The sequence below is a fragment of the Pantoea sp. X-Soil-OKNW-713 genome, assembly GCF_059730685.1.
The window spans coordinates 770,559-786,807 of record NZ_AP035995.1; the positions used below are offsets into that span (position 1 = coordinate 770,559).

A 16,249-nucleotide genomic window follows, 5' to 3' on the forward strand; every position below is an offset into this window, starting at 1 on the left:
ATAAATATAAAGCGATGCTGCTCCCCTTAGTATGTTAATCGCTCATTTTTTCGAGCATAACTGGGATATTTATAAAAAATGAAAATGCGTGCTTTCACTCTCACCGCCATTGCTGCGTTGGTCGCAGCGGCACCCCTTGCCAGCCAGGCTGAAGTTACTCTTCTTAAAGCAGACCCACAGGCTAACGATCCGCTGAGCCGTCTCGACTTTAAAGTTGGCGGTAGTATCCGCCCGCAGTTCATGCATCAGAACGGCGTGAACGACAAGTCTTATAAGCGTAATGGCTATGACGGCGGTTCACGTTTCCGCTTCACCGCCAATTATTACCTGTTTGATGACGTAAGCTGGGTAGGTTACTACGAGCTGGGCGTTAACTTCCCGGCGTGGTGGGGTTGGGATAACCACTATGCCGATGGCGCGAACAACACCACGCGTCGTCAACTGTACACCGGCTTCAAAAGTGCGACCCTCGGTGAACTCTACTTCGGTCAGCAAAACAGCGTTTACTATGATGTGGTCGGTGCGAAGACCGATATCTGGGACTACGACATGCTGGCCCAGGCACCGGGTAACGGTATCAACGGCGACTACGATGGTTCCTACCGTTCACGTAAGCAGCTGAAATACAAAAATACCTTCGGTGACGTTGATGTCTATGCATCTTACCTGTTTGAAGATAACGACTATCTGCCAGGTAAAGGGATGCGTTACAAACGTAAAGGCGGCGGCTCTCTGGGTGTGAACTATCACATCACCAAAGATCTGGCGTGGGGTACCGCGTGGAACTACACCCGTGCTGATATCCACCAGCCGTCAACTGGCGATAGCAAAACCTATGACCAGAATATCTACGGTACAGCGCTGAGCTGGACGCCGGGTCACTGGACGCTCTCTGCCGGTGGTGGTTACTACCAGAATTTCCTGTCTACCAAAACATCTCAGGTACACAACTACTTTGCTGATGATGCCTGGGGCCTGGAATACTTTGCTGGCTACAAATTCCCGATTGGTCAATATGCGGTTAAATCCATCCAACCGTACTTTATGGGTGACCGTCTGGAATACCTGAATGGTCGTAACTACAAACGTATCGACAACGGCCTGGGTGTGAGCTTCCAGCTCGACTACGGTTTCCGTGTTGATTACGAATACGTGATTACTTCCAGCACCGACAAATCACTGGGTAACGTTAACCTGGTGCGTCTGCGCTACGATTTCTAATCGCTATCCACGGCTCCTGCGGGAGCCGTTTTCATTTGTGTCAGTCAGTGCGCATTTCTTTACACGGCTGTACAGGCGACATCCCCTTTTCACGCTGCCTTGTGCCGTTTCCACGCGAAAATATGGCGCCTCTCTCGGATATTGCTGAGAAAGGCGGTGTAAAACTCTGTCCAATAACAAAAATGCGGTGGCAAAGGAGCTTTACGTAAATAGCGAGTCCCTCCTATCGACGAAAGTTTCGCCTTTACGTATGATGGCGCCAATTTTTTTCCTGTAGGTCATTAAACATGATTAGTCTGATCGCAGCTCTGGCAGCGGATCGCATCATCGGTATGGAAAACGCCATGCCCTGGAACCTGCCTGCCGACCTGGCATGGTTCAAACGTAATACCCTGAACAAGCCCGTGATTATGGGGCGTCTGACCTTTGAATCGATTGGCCGTCCGTTACCGGGCCGTCTGAATATTGTGGTCAGCAGCAAACCGGGTGACCATGATGGCGTGACCTGGGTGACATCGCTGGAAGATGCGGTGAATGCAGCGGGTGATGCGGAAGAAGTGATGGTGATTGGTGGTGGTCGTATTTACGAACAGATGCTGCCGCGTGCCGATCGTCTCTATCTGACCCATATCGATGCGGAAGTTGAGGGTGACACCCAATTCCCGGACTACGAGCCGGATGAGTGGCAATCCACCTTCAGCGAATTCCACGACGCCGATGCGCAGAATTCGCACAGCTACTGTTTCGAAATCCTCGAACGCCGCCGTTAATTGAGTTGTCCCGTAGCGGCGCGATTTATCGCGCGCTTTTAAAACCTGCGCGATAAATCGCGCCGCTACGCGAACTACATCATTCCTGATGGCTGAGCGGTGGATGTGGGTGGGGTGCACTCTGCGCCATCGCCTGCTCACGGTTGGAGTGCTGGACATAATATTGTTGTGTTTCCCAATGCAGCATCGTCAGTGTGCCACCCCAGCAGCAACCCGTATCCAGCCCGATGATGCCCTCCGGTGTTCCTTTCCCTTCCAGTGATGCCCAATGCCCGAAGATTAACGTGTAATCATGCGCTACCGGACTCGGGATCATAAACCAGGGTTTCAGCGGTGGTGGAGCGGATTCCGGGGTTTCTTTACAGATCATATCCAACTGACCATTCGGGAAACAGAACCGCATCCGCGTTAGCGCGTTAGTACTGAAGCGCAAACGCGCCAGACCGCTGAGTTCCGGCGTCCAGTTATTCGGCATATCGCCATACATCGCGTCGAGAAAGAGCGGATAGCTGTCACTGGACAGCACGGCTTCGACTTCACGCGCACAAAGTTTTGCCGTGTCGAGATCCCATTGCGGTGTGATGCCAGCATGAGCCATGACCAGTTTTTTTTCTTCATCCACCTGTAATAACGGCTGACGACGCAGCCAGTTAATCAGCTCATCCGCATCGGCAGCTTCCAGTAGCGGCGTCAGGCGATCTTTGGGTTTGTTGCGGCTGATACCGGCATATACCGCCAGCAAATGAAGATCGTGATTGCCCAACACCAATCGTACGCAGTCTCCCAGTGACTTCACGTAGCGCAACACGTCAAGCGAGCCGGGACCACGGGCCACCAGGTCGCCGGTCAGCCACAGGACATCCTGCTGCGGATCGAAGTTAACCTGTGCCAGGAGGGCACGCAGTTCATCATAACAGCCGTGAACATCGCCAATCAGATATGTACTCATTACATCAGTCCGGTTAAAACGCATCGCCCGGACAGGCCGGGCGAGGAAGGATTAGTGGATGTGGGTTTGCACCGCGAGTCGGAACACGGGAATGTCGACAAAAAACTCTTCTCCCTCTTCGTCGATCATCACGTAGTGGCCCTGCATGGTGCCCATCGGCGTTTCGAGGATCGCGCCGCTGGTGTATTGGAATTCGCTGCCGGGTGCGATATGGGGTTGTTCACCGACCACACCTTCGCCCTGAACTTCGGTTTCGCGACCGTTACCGTTGGTGATCAACCAGTAACGGCCGCGCAGCTGGACGCTGCTGCGCCCCAAATTGCGGATGGTGATGGTGTAGGCAAACACGTAGCGCTCCTCGTCGGGCGACGATTGCGACTCCACATACAGGCTTTGTACCTGGATACAGACGCGGGCCATTTCACTCATGCACTCAGTTCTCCGGATTCTCTGCCTGATGGTTGCCAAGCCAGTTGGCCAGCTGACAATACTGAGCTACCGTGACGTTCTCTGCACGCAGGGTGGCATCAATATTCAGTTCATCCAGCGCGCCGGCAGCAAACAAATGACCGAGGCTATTGCGCAGCGTTTTACGGCGCTGGCCGAATGCCTCGGTTGTGATGCGGCTTAACAGACGCACATCGCTGACCGGATGTTGCGGCTGGGCATAAGGCACCAGGCGTACCACCGCGGAGTCCACTTTAGGCGGTGGCGTGAATGATTGTGGCGGCACTTCCAGCACCGGAATCACCTGACAATAATATTGCGCCATCACGCTGAGTCGACCGTAAGCTTTACTGCCCGGTCCGGCCACCAGACGGTTGACCACCTCTTTTTGCAGCATGAAGTGCATGTCTTTAATCGAACCAGTATAGCTGAAAAGGTGGAACATCAGCGGGGTGGAGATATTGTACGGCAAGTTACCAAACACACGCAGCGGCTGGCCTTTCTCACGCGCCAACGCGGAGAAATCAAAGGTCATCGCATCCTGCTGGAAGATGGTCAGCTTGGGGCCAAGAAACGGGTGAGTTTGTAAACGCGCGGCAAGGTCGCGGTCCAGTTCTACCACGGTCAGCGCATCCAGACGCTCGCCCACTGGCTCCGTCAATGCGCCGAGGCCGGGACCGATCTCCACCACGGCTTCACCCTTCTGCGGATGAATAGCGGAGACGATGCTGTCGATAATATACTGATCGTTCAGGAAGTTCTGCCCGAAACGTTTACGGGCGTAATGCCCCTGATGGACGCGATTATTCATTACTGCTCTTGATCATAGTGATGGCGAGGTTAAGCGCCGTAATAAAGCTGCCCGGCTCCGCCTGACCCAGACCGGCCAGTTCCAGCGCGGTGCCGTGGTCAACCGAGGTACGGATAAAGGGCAGGCCCAGCGTGATATTCACCGCCCGGCCAAACCCCTGAAATTTTAGTACAGGTAAGCCCTGGTCGTGATACATCGCCAGCACCGCATCTGCATGTTGCAGGTATTTGGGCTGGAACAGGGTATCAGCGGGCAGGGGACCGGTCAGTTGAATGCCCTGCTGACGCAATTCGTCCAGGGCCGGAATGATAGTATCGATCTCTTCACGGCCCATATGGCCGCTTTCGCCAGCGTGCGGATTCAGGCCGCAGACGAAAATATGAGGGTTCGGCAGGCCGAACTTTTGCTGCATATCACGATGCAAAATGGTGATCACTTCATGCAGGCTGTCACGGGTGATTGCCGCCGACACATCTTTAAGTGGCAGATGGGTCGTAGCCAATGCTACCCGCAGCTCTTCGGTAGCCAGCATCATGACCACGCGGTCGCCGCCAGCGCGATCGGCAAAAAACTCAGTATGTCCGGTAAAGGGGATACCGGCATCGTTGATCACGCCTTTGTGAACCGGACCGGTAATCAGTGCGGCAAATTCACCGTTAAGGCAGCCATCACAGGCGCGTGCCAGCGTTTCCAGCACGTAGTGGCTGTTAGCCACCGCCAGTTCACCCGGTATGACCGCTTGCGCGGTATCAACCTGGAGCAGCGTCAGCGAGCCAGCCTGTTGCGGTTGCGCCGCGACGCCGGGCTGGTAATCACGCAGCGTTAGCGGTAAACCAAGCTGAGCTGCGCGATGACGCAGCAGCTCACCATCAGCGCACACCACCAGCTCAACCGGCCAGTCACGCTGAGCCAGTTGAACGGTTAAGTCAGGACCAATCCCGGCGGGTTCGCCGGGAGTGATAACTACACGATAATTACTGACCATTGTTGTCCAGAATTTTCACGTAAGCACTGGCGCGTTGTTCCTGCATCCAGGTCTGTGCTTCTTCCGCGAATTTACGGTTAAACAGCAAGCGATAGGCGCGTTCTTTCTGCGCCGCATCCGTCTTATCAACCTGACGGGTATCCAGCAACTGAATCAGATGCCAGCCGAAAGAGGAGTGAACCGGCTGGCTGGTCTGGCCTTTCTGCAAGCGCATCAGCGCATCACGGAAGGCAGGATCGAACACCTCCGGCGAGGTCCAACCCAGATCGCCGCCCTGGTTCGCAGACCCCGGATCGTCTGAATACTGTTTAGCGGCGGCGGCAAAGGTAATCTTCCCGCTGCGAATATCCGCAGCAATCTCTTCCAGCTTAGCGCGTGCCTGATCGTCAGTGAGGATCGGCGACGGTTTCAGCAGGATATGACGTGCGTGCACTTCGGTGACGGAGATATTTTTGCTCTCACCACGCAGATCGTTCACTTTCAGGATATGGAAGCCCACGCCTGAACGGATCGGACCGACGACATCGCCTTTCTGCGCGGTGGCCAGCGCCTGGGAGAACAGGGTCGGCAGCTCTTCAATTTTGCTCCAACCCATGTTGCCGCCTTTCAGCGCCTGCGGATCAGCAGAATAGGTCACAGCCAGCTTGCCAAAATCGGCCCCTTTTTTCAGTTCACCCACTAACTGACGGGCCAGCGCTTCCTGATCGTCAACTTGCTGCTGGGTCGGGTTTTCCGGCAGTGGCAGCAGGATCTGACTGACGTTCAGCTCAGTACCCTGGGTGTTCTGTGAACCAATCTGCTTCGCCAGGGTATCCACTTCCTGCGGCAGAATGGTCACGCGGCGGCGCACTTCATTGTTACGCACTTCAGAGATCATCATCTCTTTGCGGATCTGCGCACGGTATTCGTTGTAGTTAATACCATCGTAGGCAATGCGGCTGCGCAGTTGATCAAGGGTCATATGGTTCTGACCGGCGATATTCTGGATAGCTTCATCCAGCTGTTGATCGCTTATCTGCAAACCTGCTTTTTCACCCATCTGTAAAACAATGCTATCCATGATCTGGCGCTCAAGGATCTGATGACGCAGGGTATTGTCATCAGGCAGTTGCTGATGTGCCTGCTGTGCCTGTGCTTTCACCGTGCGCAGCATGCTATCAACGTCACTTTCCAGCACCACGCCGTTATTCACGACGGCGGCAACTTTATCTACCATTTGCGGGGCTGCGAACGCAGTGTTAGCGGCAATCGCCACACCAAGAATCAGCATTCTCCAGTTCTTCATACTTTATCCATTGTTGTTTCCGCACTGCGGGATAGCCTGTCAAACATCACAACATCAGAAAGCCTGCTGGTAAGGGATGATGCCCTGACGCAGCATGTCATGGGTGCCTAAGCCATAGTTGGAGCTCAGGCCACGCAGCTCAATGTTGAATGAGATTTGGTTGTCATACTTACTATTGTTGTTTTCCCAACCGTTGATTTTGCGCTCGTAACCGACACGGATTGCATAGCAGCAGGAGCTGTATTGCAGACCCACCAACTGGTCAGCCGGTTTGCTGTTACGGGTGTCGTAGTAATACGCACCGACCAGCGACCAGGCGTCAGCAATCGGCCAACTGGCGGTTGCTCCGACCTGAGAGATCCCGTTTTTGTAGATCGGGTTAGTCAGCAGGCTGGAGTTATTCAGTGCTTGCGCGACGTATTCCGGGCTGCTGTAGCGATAACTCAGCTGCACCATACGATCGGCATCCTGACGATACTCGAGTACCGCATTGCCCTGAGCGATGTTATCGAGACGGGTATCATATTGCAGCCCGCCACGCATGGCCCAGCGATCGCTCACTTTCCAGTAAGTGTCACCGGCCCAGATCAGGCTACCGGTGTCATCTTCATCGTCGATCTGCTCAACGCCAGTCCGCGATGGGGTAAACGAGTAGATTTGACCAACAGAAACGTTAAAACGTTCAACCAGATCGTTATCATAAATTCGTGTGGTAACACCGGTTGCGACCTGATTGGCTGAGGCGATGCGATCGAGGCCGCTGTAGGTGCGGTCACGGAACAAGCCGGTATAGTCAGTTTGCAGCAATGTTGAATCGTACGGATAAATAGCGCTCTGGTCGCGGTACGGGATGTAGAGATACTGGACACGCGGTTCCAGCGTCTGGGTATAGCCCTCAGCCCAATCCATATCGCGGTCAAATACCAGACGACCATCGACCTTAAATTGCGGCAGCGTACGGTTAACGGAGTCTTTCAGCAGGCCGCTGGAGGTACGGGTGTAGCTTGAGCTGTTGTAATAATCGAGGCTATCCTGCTGATAATGGGTAGCAAGGAACTTGGCTTCGGTATCCAGGCTGGCCCAGCCGTTTGACAGTGGCAGATCCAGCGTCGGTTCAATATGCAGACGCGTTGCTTCCGGCATCCGGCTATTTACGTTGGTAAACTTCACCGCCTGCGCGAAAACACGACCATCAAACGGCCCGATATCGTTCTGATAGTAATTCAGATCGAGCTGTGGCATCGCGCGATAGACGTTGCTGTTGCTGGTGGTGCCAAACACCTGGAAATCTTTGGTTGAGAGTGTGGCATCCCAGTTGGTATCGGCATAGCCAACGCTGAATTTCTGCGTGGCGTAACCATCAGTCGAACTGTAATACTTTGACGTTAAGTCGTTGAAGTAATAAGGATCGCTGACTTTGGTGTAATCGGCATTGAACCGCCAGTGCTGATCGTACACCCCAGCGTGACGCCAGTAGAACAACCAGCGATCGGAGCTGGCATCCTGAGCAATACCACGCACCGCTTTGTCTTTATCGTACTGATTATCGGATGGCAGATAATCCAGCTCCATCAAACCCGCACCAAACTGGGTCAGATAACGGAATTCATTCTGCAATTGCAGGCCACGATTGCTCATATAGTGCGGCGTAATGGTGGCATCGGCCTGCGGTGCGATGTTCCAGTAGTACGGCAGCATGAACTCGAAACCATTCGTGCTGCTGTATTTTGCATTCGGGATCAGGAAGCCAGAGCGGCGACGATCGCCAATCGGCAGTTGCAGGTAGGGGCTATAGAAAACCGGCACATTGCCAAGTTTAAAGCGCGCATTCCAGATCTCCGCCACTTCTTCCTGGCGGTCCTGAATGATTTCTGTGCCCACCACACTCCAGCTGTTGCTCCCGGGCAAACAGGAGGTAAAGCTGCCGTTTTCGAGGATGGTATAACGATTGTTGCCACGCAGTTTCATCTGATCGGCATCACCACGTCCCTGACGGCCAACCATCAGATAGTTACCGTTCCAGACGTTGGTATCTTTAGTATTCAGATTCGACCAGGCTTTCGGACCTTTCAGGATGACCTGATTGTCGTCATAGTGCACATTACCCAGCGCATCAACGGTACGAACCGGCGCGGTTTGCCCTTCCTGCTGACGCTGATGCAACTGCACTTCATCGGCAGTCAGGCGGCTGTTTCCCTGTTGCACATCGACGTTACCGGTGAATACCGCGTCGTTGGGATAGGTGCCTTTGGACGAGTCAGAATGAATCGTCACGGGCAGCGAATTCGTGTCGCCATTAACCAGCGGACGGTTAAAGCTCGGCACGCCCAGCATACACTGCGACATTAAGTCGTCGGCGAGGGAATGCTGACTGTATATCGCTGCACCAATCATGGTAGCCAGCAGGGTAGGTATACGTTTTTTCATACGCGGTTTCGATAATTCCATGAAAACTGGCATCATGCCGACAATCCGGTCAGAGACTAACTTACTGCCCGGCGATGCGCCAGTGTTAATCCTTTTCTGTCCGCGTTGCCGTTAGGCGCTGAGATAAATGACAGGTATGATAATGCAATTTTCAGCCGCAAGCATGGCGAATTGAGGAGTTTATGCGCTACTGGGGAAAAGTAATTGGTCTGGCTCTGGGCTTACTTTCCGGACTGGGCTTTTGGGGCATTGTACTGGGTCTGATCATTGGTCACATGTTTGATAAGGTGCGCAGCGTTCAGGGACAAGGCTATTTCGCTAACAACCAAACCCGCCAGACACTGTTTTTTAGTACCACTTTTCAGGTAATGGGCCATTTGACCAAGTCAAAAGGGCGCGTGACCGAGGCGGATATCCAGATTGCATCTTTACTGATGGATCGTATGCAGCTGCATGGCGATGCGCGCACTGCGGCACAGCGAGCCTTCCGTGAAGGTAAGCAGGGCGACTATCCGTTACGCAATAAACTGCGTGAGCTGCGCAGCGCCTGCTTTGGTCGCTTTGATCTGATTCGGATGTTTCTGGAAATTCAGATCCAGGCCGCCTTCGCTGATGGTTCGCTGCATCCCAACGAACGTCAGGTGTTGTATGTGATCGCCGAGGAGCTGGGCATCTCAAAAATGCAGTTTGACCAGTTCCTGCGCATGATGGAAGGCGGCCAGCAATTTGGTGGTGGCGGTTCATCGTATAGTGGCGGCGCGTATCAGCAGGCTAAACGTGGCCCGACGCTGGAAGATGCCTGTAGCGTGCTGGGGGTGAAAAGCAGCGATGACAGCACTACGATCAAACGCGCCTACCGTAAGCTGATGGCGGAACATCATCCTGACAAGCTGGTGGCGAAAGGGCTACCGCCACAAATGATGGAGATGGCGAAGCAGAAAGCTCAGGAAATTCAGGCGGCTTACGATCTGATTCGTAAGGAAAAAGGATTTAAATAAATCCTTGCTCCGGCGTAGCGGCGCGATTTATCGCGCGGGTTTGTGCCGCCATTGGGAAACGGCCACGCGATAAATCGCGCCGCTACGGTTGTCAGAAATCTGCTGGCTGGCGAAACGTCATACTGTTGCCAAACGCCGGGTGGGTTATGGTCAGCGATTCCGCATGTAACAACAGGCGCGATGCCATCGCCAGCGCTTCTGGCGAAGCGTAAAAGCGGTCACCAAGAATCGGATGCCCCAGCGCCAACAAATGCACACGTAACTGATGCGAACGTCCGGTAATTGGCTTCAGCTGCACCCTGGCGCTGTTGTCGTCATCATATGCCAGCACCTGATACTCGGTTTGCGCCGGTTTGCCGGTTTCAAAACACACCTTCTGCTTTGGCCGGTTCGGCCAGTCGCAAATCAGCGGCAAATCAATTAAGCCTTTTTCTTCAGCCGGATGGCCCCAGACGCGCGCCACGTATTGTTTGGCTGGCTCACGTTCACGAAATTGCCGCTTCAGCTCACGCTCGGCCGCTTTATTCAGCGCCACCACAATAACGCCGCTGGTGGCCATATCCAGACGATGCACTGATTCAGCCTGCGGGTAATCACGCTGGATCCGTGTCATCACACTGTCTTTGTGCTCATCAAGGCGACCCGGCACCGACAGCAAACCGCTCGGCTTATTGACCACCATGATGTGATCGTCCTGATAAAGGATATGCAGCCAGGGTTCAAGCGGCGGGTTATAAGGTTCCATCAGCCATTCCGTAAGGGGGCCTTGCGGCCCCGGTCAATTATTGATGCGTCACCACGATCAGGCGCAGCGCATCCAGACGCCAGCCCGCGTCACCGAGGCTTGCCAGCACCTGGCTACGGTTGCTTTCCAGCGCCTCAACCTCGTCATCACGGATGTTGGGGTTGACGGCGCGCAGTGCCTCAAGACGGGATAGCTCAGCACTCAGCTTCTCATCGGCTTCGGCTTTTGCCGCCGCGATAATTGCTTGCGCTTCCGGCACCACTGCGCTCTCCGCCAGCGTCAGAATCTGATGCACATCCTGTTGAACGGCATTTACCAGCTTGCTGCCGGTATGGCGATTCACGGCGTTTAACTGACGGTTAAAGCTCTCAAATTCCACTTTTCCGGCCAGATTGTTGCCGGTGCGATCCATCAGCAAACGCACCGGTGTCGGCGGCAGGAAGCGGGTCAGTTGCAGATGCTTCGGTGCCTGGGCTTCCACCACATAGATCATCTCTACCAGCAGCGTGCCAACCGGTAACGCTTTGTTTTTCAACAGCGACAGCGCACAGCTGCCGGTATCGCCGGAGAGGATCAGGTCCAGACCGTTGCGGATCAGCGGGTGTTCCCAGGTAATGAACTGGGTATCTTCGCGTGACAGTGCCTGGTTGCGGTTAAAGGTCACGGTGCAGCCATCTTCCGGCAGACCGGGGAAATCCGGCACCAGCATATGATCGGACGGCGTCAGCACGATCAGGTTATCGCTACGATCCTCCTGGTTGATACCCACGATATCAAACAGGTTGAGGGCGAAATTCACCAGGCCGGTGTCGTTATCCTGTTCGGCAATCGCTTCTGCCAACGCCTGGGCTGCCTCACCGCCGTTTGAGTTCTGCTCCAGAAGACGGTCGCGGCCCTGTTCAAGTTGGGCTTTCAACTGGTCATGCTGCTTGCGGCACTCAACGATGAATTCATCCAGCCCCTGCGGATTTTCCGGCGCGGCAAGGTATTCAATCAACTGGCTGTAGACGCTGTCGTAAATGGTGCGTCCGGTTGGGCAGGTGTGCTCAAACGCGTCCAGACCTTCGTTATACCAACGTAACAGCACTGCCTGCGCGGTTTTTTCCAGCCACGGCACCAGGATCTGAATATCGTGCATCTGGCCGATACGATCGAGACGACCAATTCGTTGCTCCAGCAGGTCCGGGTTGAACGGCAAATCAAACATCACCAGACGGCTGGCGAATTGGAAGTTGCGGCCTTCAGAACCGATTTCCGAACACAGCAGCACCTGCGCGCCATCTTCTTCGGAGGCGAACCAGGCGGCAGCGCGGTCACGTTCGATGATTGACAGACCTTCGTGGAACACGGCGGCGCGGATACCTTCGCGCTCACGCAGCACCTGTTCCAGTTGCAGGGCGGTGGCGGCTTTGGCGCAAATCACCAGCACTTTTTCTTTACGGTTGCTGGTGAGATAACCCATCAGCCACTCAACGCGCGGATCGAAGTTCCACCAGGTGCCGCTGTCACCTTCAAACTCCTGATAAATCTGCTCCGGGTACAGCATGTCACGGGCGCGTTCTTCCGCGCTTTTACGTGCGCCCATAATGCCGGAGACTTTAATTGCCGTCTGGTACTGCGCCGGCAGCGGCAGACGGATCTGATGCAGTTCGCGTTTCGGGAAACCTTTCACGCCGTTACGGGTGTTGCGGAACAGCACGCGGCTGGTGCCGTGGCGGTCCATCAACATAGAAATCAGTTCTTTGCGTGCATCTTCTTTGCCTTCGCGATCGCTGTTTGCCACCTGCAACAGCGGTTCGATGTCCTGCTCACCGACCAGATCGTTGATCAGGTTCATTTCATCTTTGGAGATCGCTTTGTCGGCCAGCAGGGTGCTTACCGCATCGGCTACCGGGCGATAGTGCTGCTGTTCAGCGACAAACTGGCTGAAATCGTGGAAGCGATTAGGATCGAGCAGGCGCAGACGGGCGAAATGGCTCTCCAAACCGAGCTGTTCCGGTGTCGCGGTCAGCAGCAGTACGCCAGGCGTCTGTTCCGCCAACTGCTCAATGACCTGATATTCACGGCTCGGTGCGTCTTCGCTCCATGCCAGATGGTGTGCTTCATCAACCACCAGCAGATCCCACGCAGCATCGGCCAGCAGTTCCAGACGCTGCTTATTACGGCGGACAAAATCGAGCGAGCAGATGATCAGCTGCTCGGTATCAAATGGGTTATCGCTGTCGTGCTGCGCTTCGGTGTAGCGGTCATCATCAAACAGCGCAAAGCGCAGATTGAAGCGGCGCAGCATCTCCACCAGCCACTGATGTTGCAGGGTTTCCGGTACCACAATCAGCACGCGCTCCGCACGTCCAGCCAGCAACTGTTGCTGGATGATCATCCCGGCTTCGATGGTTTTACCCAGACCCACTTCGTCAGCCAGCAACACTCGCGGTGCATGGCGACGGCCAACATCATGCGCAATGTGCAGCTGATGTGGGATCAGGTTGGTGCGCATACCACGTAAACCGCTGGTCGGCAGGTTGTACTGCTCGCTCTGATATTTACGGGCGCGGAAGCGCAACGCAAACCGGTCCATGCGATCCAACTGTCCGGCGAACAGGCGATCCTGCGGTTTGCTGAACACCAGTTTGCTGTCGAGCATCACTTCGCGCATCAGCACGTTGGATTCTTCGGTGTCGAGACGTGTGCCGATGTAGGTAATTAACTCGTTTTCGTTACGGACGTCATCGACGCGCATCTGCCAGCCTTCATGGCTGGTGACGGTATCACCCGGATTGAAGATCACGCGGGTAACAGGAGAATCATTACGGGCATAGAGGCGGTTTTCGCCGGTTGCCGGGAACATCAGTGTGACCATGCGCGTATCCAGCGCAACTACCGTGCCCAGTCCCAGTTCACTTTCCGTATCACTAATCCAGCGTTGACCCAGTGTAAAAACCATATAATTCCTGTTCGATTCTCTGTCATGTCATGAAGATGTGCACCTGCTCTCAGGCAAAACCGTACCGCCAAACGAAAGGGTTTGGGCAGCGTGTGGATGCGGTGAGATTCAGGAAGGGCGCTATGGTACTGGATGGCAGGGCATTCGTCACCTGTCAAAAAAGCCCCAACTGCCCGGTAATCAGTGTAGCAAAATCATCGCCGACGAAGGGTAAAATGCCTTCCGCCACGGGCTGCAACTGCTTCGTCACATAGTGATCATAGTCGAGCGGCGTATGGCGCGCTTCCAGAGGCTCCGGGCCTGCGGTGGCGATGACATAGCGAATGGTGCCGCCGTTCTGATACTGCAACGGCCGCCCCAGTTTGCGGTTGACCTCATCCGCCAGGCGCGCGGCGCGAACATGCGGCGGCACGTTGCGTTCATAATCTTTGAGCGGGCGGCGCAGGCGCTTTTTATAGACCAGTTGATCATCAAGTGCGCCTGCCAGCAATTGCGCCACGGTATCCCGGATATAATCCTGCCAGGGTTCACCGCGAAAGATGCGGCCATACAAGGTTTGCTGGAACTGTTGCGCCAGGGGTGTCCAGTCGGTGCGTACCGATTCCAGCCCTTTGAACACCAGCCGTTCGCTGCCGTCGGTGCGAATCAGACCAGCATAGCGCTTTTTACTGCCCTGTTCCGCACCGCGAATGGTAGGCATTAAGAAACGACTGAAATGGTTTTCGTACTCCAGCTCCAGCGCACTGCTCAGGCCATAGGTTTGCTGCAAATGTTCCTGCCACCAGCCATTGACGTGTTCGGCCAACTGACGACCAATTACCGCCGCCTGTTCTTCGCTGTGCGCCCCCTTCAACCAGACAAACGTTGAATCGGTGTCGCCGTAAATCACGTCATAGCCTTTGGCTTCAATCAGTTCACGCGTTTGCTGCATGATAGCGTGCCCGCGTAGGGTGATGGAGGACGCAAGGCGGGGATCGAAAAAGCGACAGGCGCTGGTGCCGAGCACGCCGTAAAAAGCGTTCATGATAATTTTCAGCGCCTGCGACAGCGGTTTGTTATGGTCGAGTTTTGCCCGCTCACGTCCCTGCCAGATCTGCTCAACGATCGCGGGCAGGCAGTGGGTGGCACGGGAAAAACGTGCGCCGCGAAAACCGGGTACCGAGTCGGCATCAGCAGGATGCGCCAGCCCTTCCACCAGTCCCACCGGATCAATCAGGAAAGTACGGATAATTGATGGATAGAGGCTTTTGTAATCCAGCACCAGCACCGAATCGTACAGGCCAGGACGCGAATCCATCACGTAACCACCGGGGCTGGCTTCCGGCGTCACTTCGCCGAGATTAGGCGCAACAAACCCGGCGCGATGCATACGTGGAATGTAGAGATGGCCAAATGCCGCCACTGAACCGCCGTGGCGATCGACCGCCAGCCCATTCACCGTAGCGCGTTCCAGCAGGAACGGCATGATGGCGGTATGATGGAAAATGCGCGTTACCAGTTCGCAATCTTTCAGGTTATAGCGTGCCAGCGCCGGTTTATCGTTGGCGAAGCGCCAGTTGATCTCTTCCATGCGTTGCCACGGATTATCGATGGCTTTGCCTTCACCCAGTAACGCCTGCGAAACGGCCTCCAGACTGAAGGAGGGGAAATCCCAGAAGGCGGATTTTAACGCCTCGATGCCGTCAATAATCAGGCGGCCGGTGGCCTGCGCAAAAAAGACGCCGGGTTTAAAACCATGCTCGCGCCACTCCAGCGGCTGTTGCTGGCGTCCCAGACGTAGCGGAATGCCATAACGATCGGCGTGTTTTTGCAACACGCGCAGGTCGAATTGCACCAGGTTCCAGCCAATAATGACATCAGGTTCATGGCGGGCGAACCAGGTATTAAGTTGCTCCAGCAGTTGCGGGCGGCTATCAACGTAAATCAGTTCGAAATCAAGCGGGCTGGCATCGCCGTTGGGCGGGCCGAGCATATACACCTGACGCTGGCCACAACCTTCCAGCCCGATGCAATAGAGCTCGCCATGTTCGGTGGTTTCGATGTCCAGCGACACCCATTTAAGTTCTGGGCGATAGTCGGGATGGGGTTTAAGGCGCGCATTAACTACGCTGTCACCGCGCGTGTCGCCACTGAACCACACCGGCGCGGTGATAAAGCGCTCCATCAGATAGCGCTCCGGCGGGCGGATATCCGCTTCATACACCGGGATGCCATTGTCCCGCAGGCGTTTTTCCAGATTTTGCAGTTGGCGATAGCTGCGACAATAGAGGCCGAACACCGGACGGCGACGGAAATCTCTTAATTTGAGGGACTGAATGCGCGTGTGGCGCTCGTCGCGGATTAGCGTTTCGACCTGCGATTGAAATTCGGTGGGAATAAACGCCACCGACTCCTGAGCGGGCAACACTAAGCGCTGCGCGCCGCGGTCGGTAGCCAGCCACAGCACCACTTCGCTGCCAGTGGGGGTGTCTCGCCAGTGTCGGGTAAGCAGAAAACCTGCGCGTGGATCGGTCACGGGAACTCCGGGTGTGATAACCCGTTTAGTGTATCATGGATGTTTATACAGTGTCTTTGGTTTGCTTAAATTGTCAGCGCTTTGTCAACATTGGTGTACAAATCTTGCCTTGACGCTGCGCGGCTGGCTCTGGACAATCCAGCCTTCATATT

12 protein-coding genes are annotated in these 16,249 nt (G+C 55.0%); 3 read left to right on the plus strand and 9 right to left on the minus strand.

The genetic code is table 11. The features are described from left to right. Positions 1-78: 78 nt before the first annotated feature. Together AC6I8R_RS03455 and folA are read left to right on the plus strand one after the other, a co-directional pair. Positions 79-1,221: a porin gene (locus AC6I8R_RS03455; RefSeq protein WP_021184773.1), complete on the plus strand. Its 1,143-nt coding sequence runs from the start codon at positions 79-81 to the stop codon at positions 1,219-1,221. A 287-nt stretch (positions 1,222-1,508) separates the two neighbouring features. Continuing rightward, entirely contained in the window at positions 1,509-1,991 is a 483-nt protein-coding gene (folA, locus tag AC6I8R_RS03460) for a type 3 dihydrofolate reductase (protein WP_021184772.1), read from the plus strand. Positions 1,992-2,070: 79 nt separating this feature from the next. On the opposite strand, the gene apaH is transcribed toward folA, so the two are convergent. The 6 genes from apaH to lptD are packed head-to-tail and all read right to left on the minus strand — an operon-like array spanning position 2,071 to position 8,895. After that, positions 2,071-2,940 carry a bis(5'-nucleosyl)-tetraphosphatase (symmetrical) ApaH gene (gene apaH / locus AC6I8R_RS03465; protein WP_021184771.1) on the minus strand — a complete coding sequence of 290 codons (870 nt, stop codon included), beginning with the start codon at positions 2,938-2,940 and terminating at the stop codon, positions 2,071-2,073. 51 nt (positions 2,941-2,991) lie between these two features. After that, on the minus strand, positions 2,992-3,369 hold the full coding sequence (apaG, locus tag AC6I8R_RS03470) for a Co2+/Mg2+ efflux facilitator ApaG/CorD (RefSeq protein ID WP_021184770.1): 378 nt from the start codon (positions 3,367-3,369) through the stop codon (positions 2,992-2,994). A 4-nt stretch (positions 3,370-3,373) separates the two neighbouring features. Next, positions 3,374-4,198: a 16S rRNA (adenine(1518)-N(6)/adenine(1519)-N(6))-dimethyltransferase RsmA gene (gene rsmA / locus AC6I8R_RS03475; protein WP_021184769.1), complete on the minus strand. Its 825-nt coding sequence runs from the start codon at positions 4,196-4,198 to the stop codon at positions 3,374-3,376. Beyond that, entirely contained in the window at positions 4,191-5,183 is a 993-nt protein-coding gene (gene pdxA, locus AC6I8R_RS03480; protein ID WP_497830059.1) for a 4-hydroxythreonine-4-phosphate dehydrogenase PdxA, read from the minus strand. Before pdxA ends, rsmA begins: the two co-directional genes overlap by 8 nt. Further along, positions 5,173-6,468 carry a peptidylprolyl isomerase SurA gene (gene surA / locus AC6I8R_RS03485; RefSeq protein ID WP_021184767.1) on the minus strand — a complete coding sequence of 432 codons (1,296 nt, stop codon included), beginning with the start codon at positions 6,466-6,468 and terminating at the stop codon, positions 5,173-5,175. Before surA ends, pdxA begins: the two co-directional genes overlap by 11 nt. 54 nt (positions 6,469-6,522) lie before the next feature. Further along, positions 6,523-8,895, minus strand: coding sequence for an LPS assembly protein LptD (gene lptD, locus AC6I8R_RS03490; protein ID WP_051337976.1), 2,373 nt, complete (start codon positions 8,893-8,895; stop codon positions 6,523-6,525). 182 nt (positions 8,896-9,077) lie between these two features. Here lptD and djlA point away from each other — a divergent pair, with 182 nt between their 5' ends. Then, a complete protein-coding gene (djlA, locus tag AC6I8R_RS03495; RefSeq protein WP_021184765.1) occupies positions 9,078-9,893 on the plus strand; it encodes a co-chaperone DjlA in 816 nt (271 codons plus the stop codon). 91 nt (positions 9,894-9,984) lie between these two features. On the opposite strand, the gene rluA is transcribed toward djlA, so the two are convergent. The 3 genes from rluA to polB all read right to left on the minus strand — a co-directional run bounded on the left by rluA (position 9,985) and on the right by polB (position 16,097). Further along, the gene (gene rluA, locus AC6I8R_RS03500; protein ID WP_021184764.1) at positions 9,985-10,638 is read right to left on the minus strand and encodes a bifunctional tRNA pseudouridine(32) synthase/23S rRNA pseudouridine(746) synthase RluA; all 654 of its coding nucleotides are present in this window, start codon (positions 10,636-10,638) and stop codon (positions 9,985-9,987) included. 37 nt (positions 10,639-10,675) lie between these two features. Next, on the minus strand, positions 10,676-13,582 hold the full coding sequence (gene rapA / locus AC6I8R_RS03505; RefSeq protein WP_415173436.1) for an RNA polymerase-associated protein RapA: 2,907 nt from the start codon (positions 13,580-13,582) through the stop codon (positions 10,676-10,678). 154 nt (positions 13,583-13,736) lie between these two features. Next, positions 13,737-16,097, minus strand: a complete 2,361-nt coding sequence (gene polB, locus AC6I8R_RS03510; protein ID WP_497831916.1) for a DNA polymerase II — start codon at positions 16,095-16,097, stop codon at positions 13,737-13,739. Positions 16,098-16,249: the final 152 nt, after the last annotated feature.

What these genes read in the sequence shown, in the direction of transcription:
- lptD (WP_051337976.1), bottom strand. Translation starts at nt 8,895, where the DNA reads ATGAAAAAACGTATACCTACCCTGCTGGCTACCATGATTGGTGCAGCG.
- apaG (WP_021184770.1), bottom strand. Translation starts at nt 3,369, where the DNA reads ATGAGTGAAATGGCCCGCGTCTGTATCCAGGTACAAAGCCTGTATGTG.
- rluA (WP_021184764.1), bottom strand. Translation starts at nt 10,638, where the DNA reads ATGGAACCTTATAACCCGCCGCTTGAACCCTGGCTGCATATCCTTTAT.
- apaH (WP_021184771.1), bottom strand. Translation starts at nt 2,940, where the DNA reads ATGAGTACATATCTGATTGGCGATGTTCACGGCTGTTATGATGAACTG.
- djlA (WP_021184765.1), top strand. Translation starts at nt 9,078, where the DNA reads ATGCGCTACTGGGGAAAAGTAATTGGTCTGGCTCTGGGCTTACTTTCC.
- surA (WP_021184767.1), bottom strand. Translation starts at nt 6,468, where the DNA reads ATGAAGAACTGGAGAATGCTGATTCTTGGTGTGGCGATTGCCGCTAAC.
- AC6I8R_RS03455 (WP_021184773.1), top strand. Translation starts at nt 79, where the DNA reads ATGAAAATGCGTGCTTTCACTCTCACCGCCATTGCTGCGTTGGTCGCA.
- pdxA (WP_497830059.1), bottom strand. Translation starts at nt 5,183, where the DNA reads ATGGTCAGTAATTATCGTGTAGTTATCACTCCCGGCGAACCCGCCGGG.
- folA (WP_021184772.1), top strand. Translation starts at nt 1,509, where the DNA reads ATGATTAGTCTGATCGCAGCTCTGGCAGCGGATCGCATCATCGGTATG.
- rsmA (WP_021184769.1), bottom strand. Translation starts at nt 4,198, where the DNA reads ATGAATAATCGCGTCCATCAGGGGCATTACGCCCGTAAACGTTTCGGG.
- rapA (WP_415173436.1), bottom strand. Translation starts at nt 13,582, where the DNA reads ATGGTTTTTACACTGGGTCAACGCTGGATTAGTGATACGGAAAGTGAA.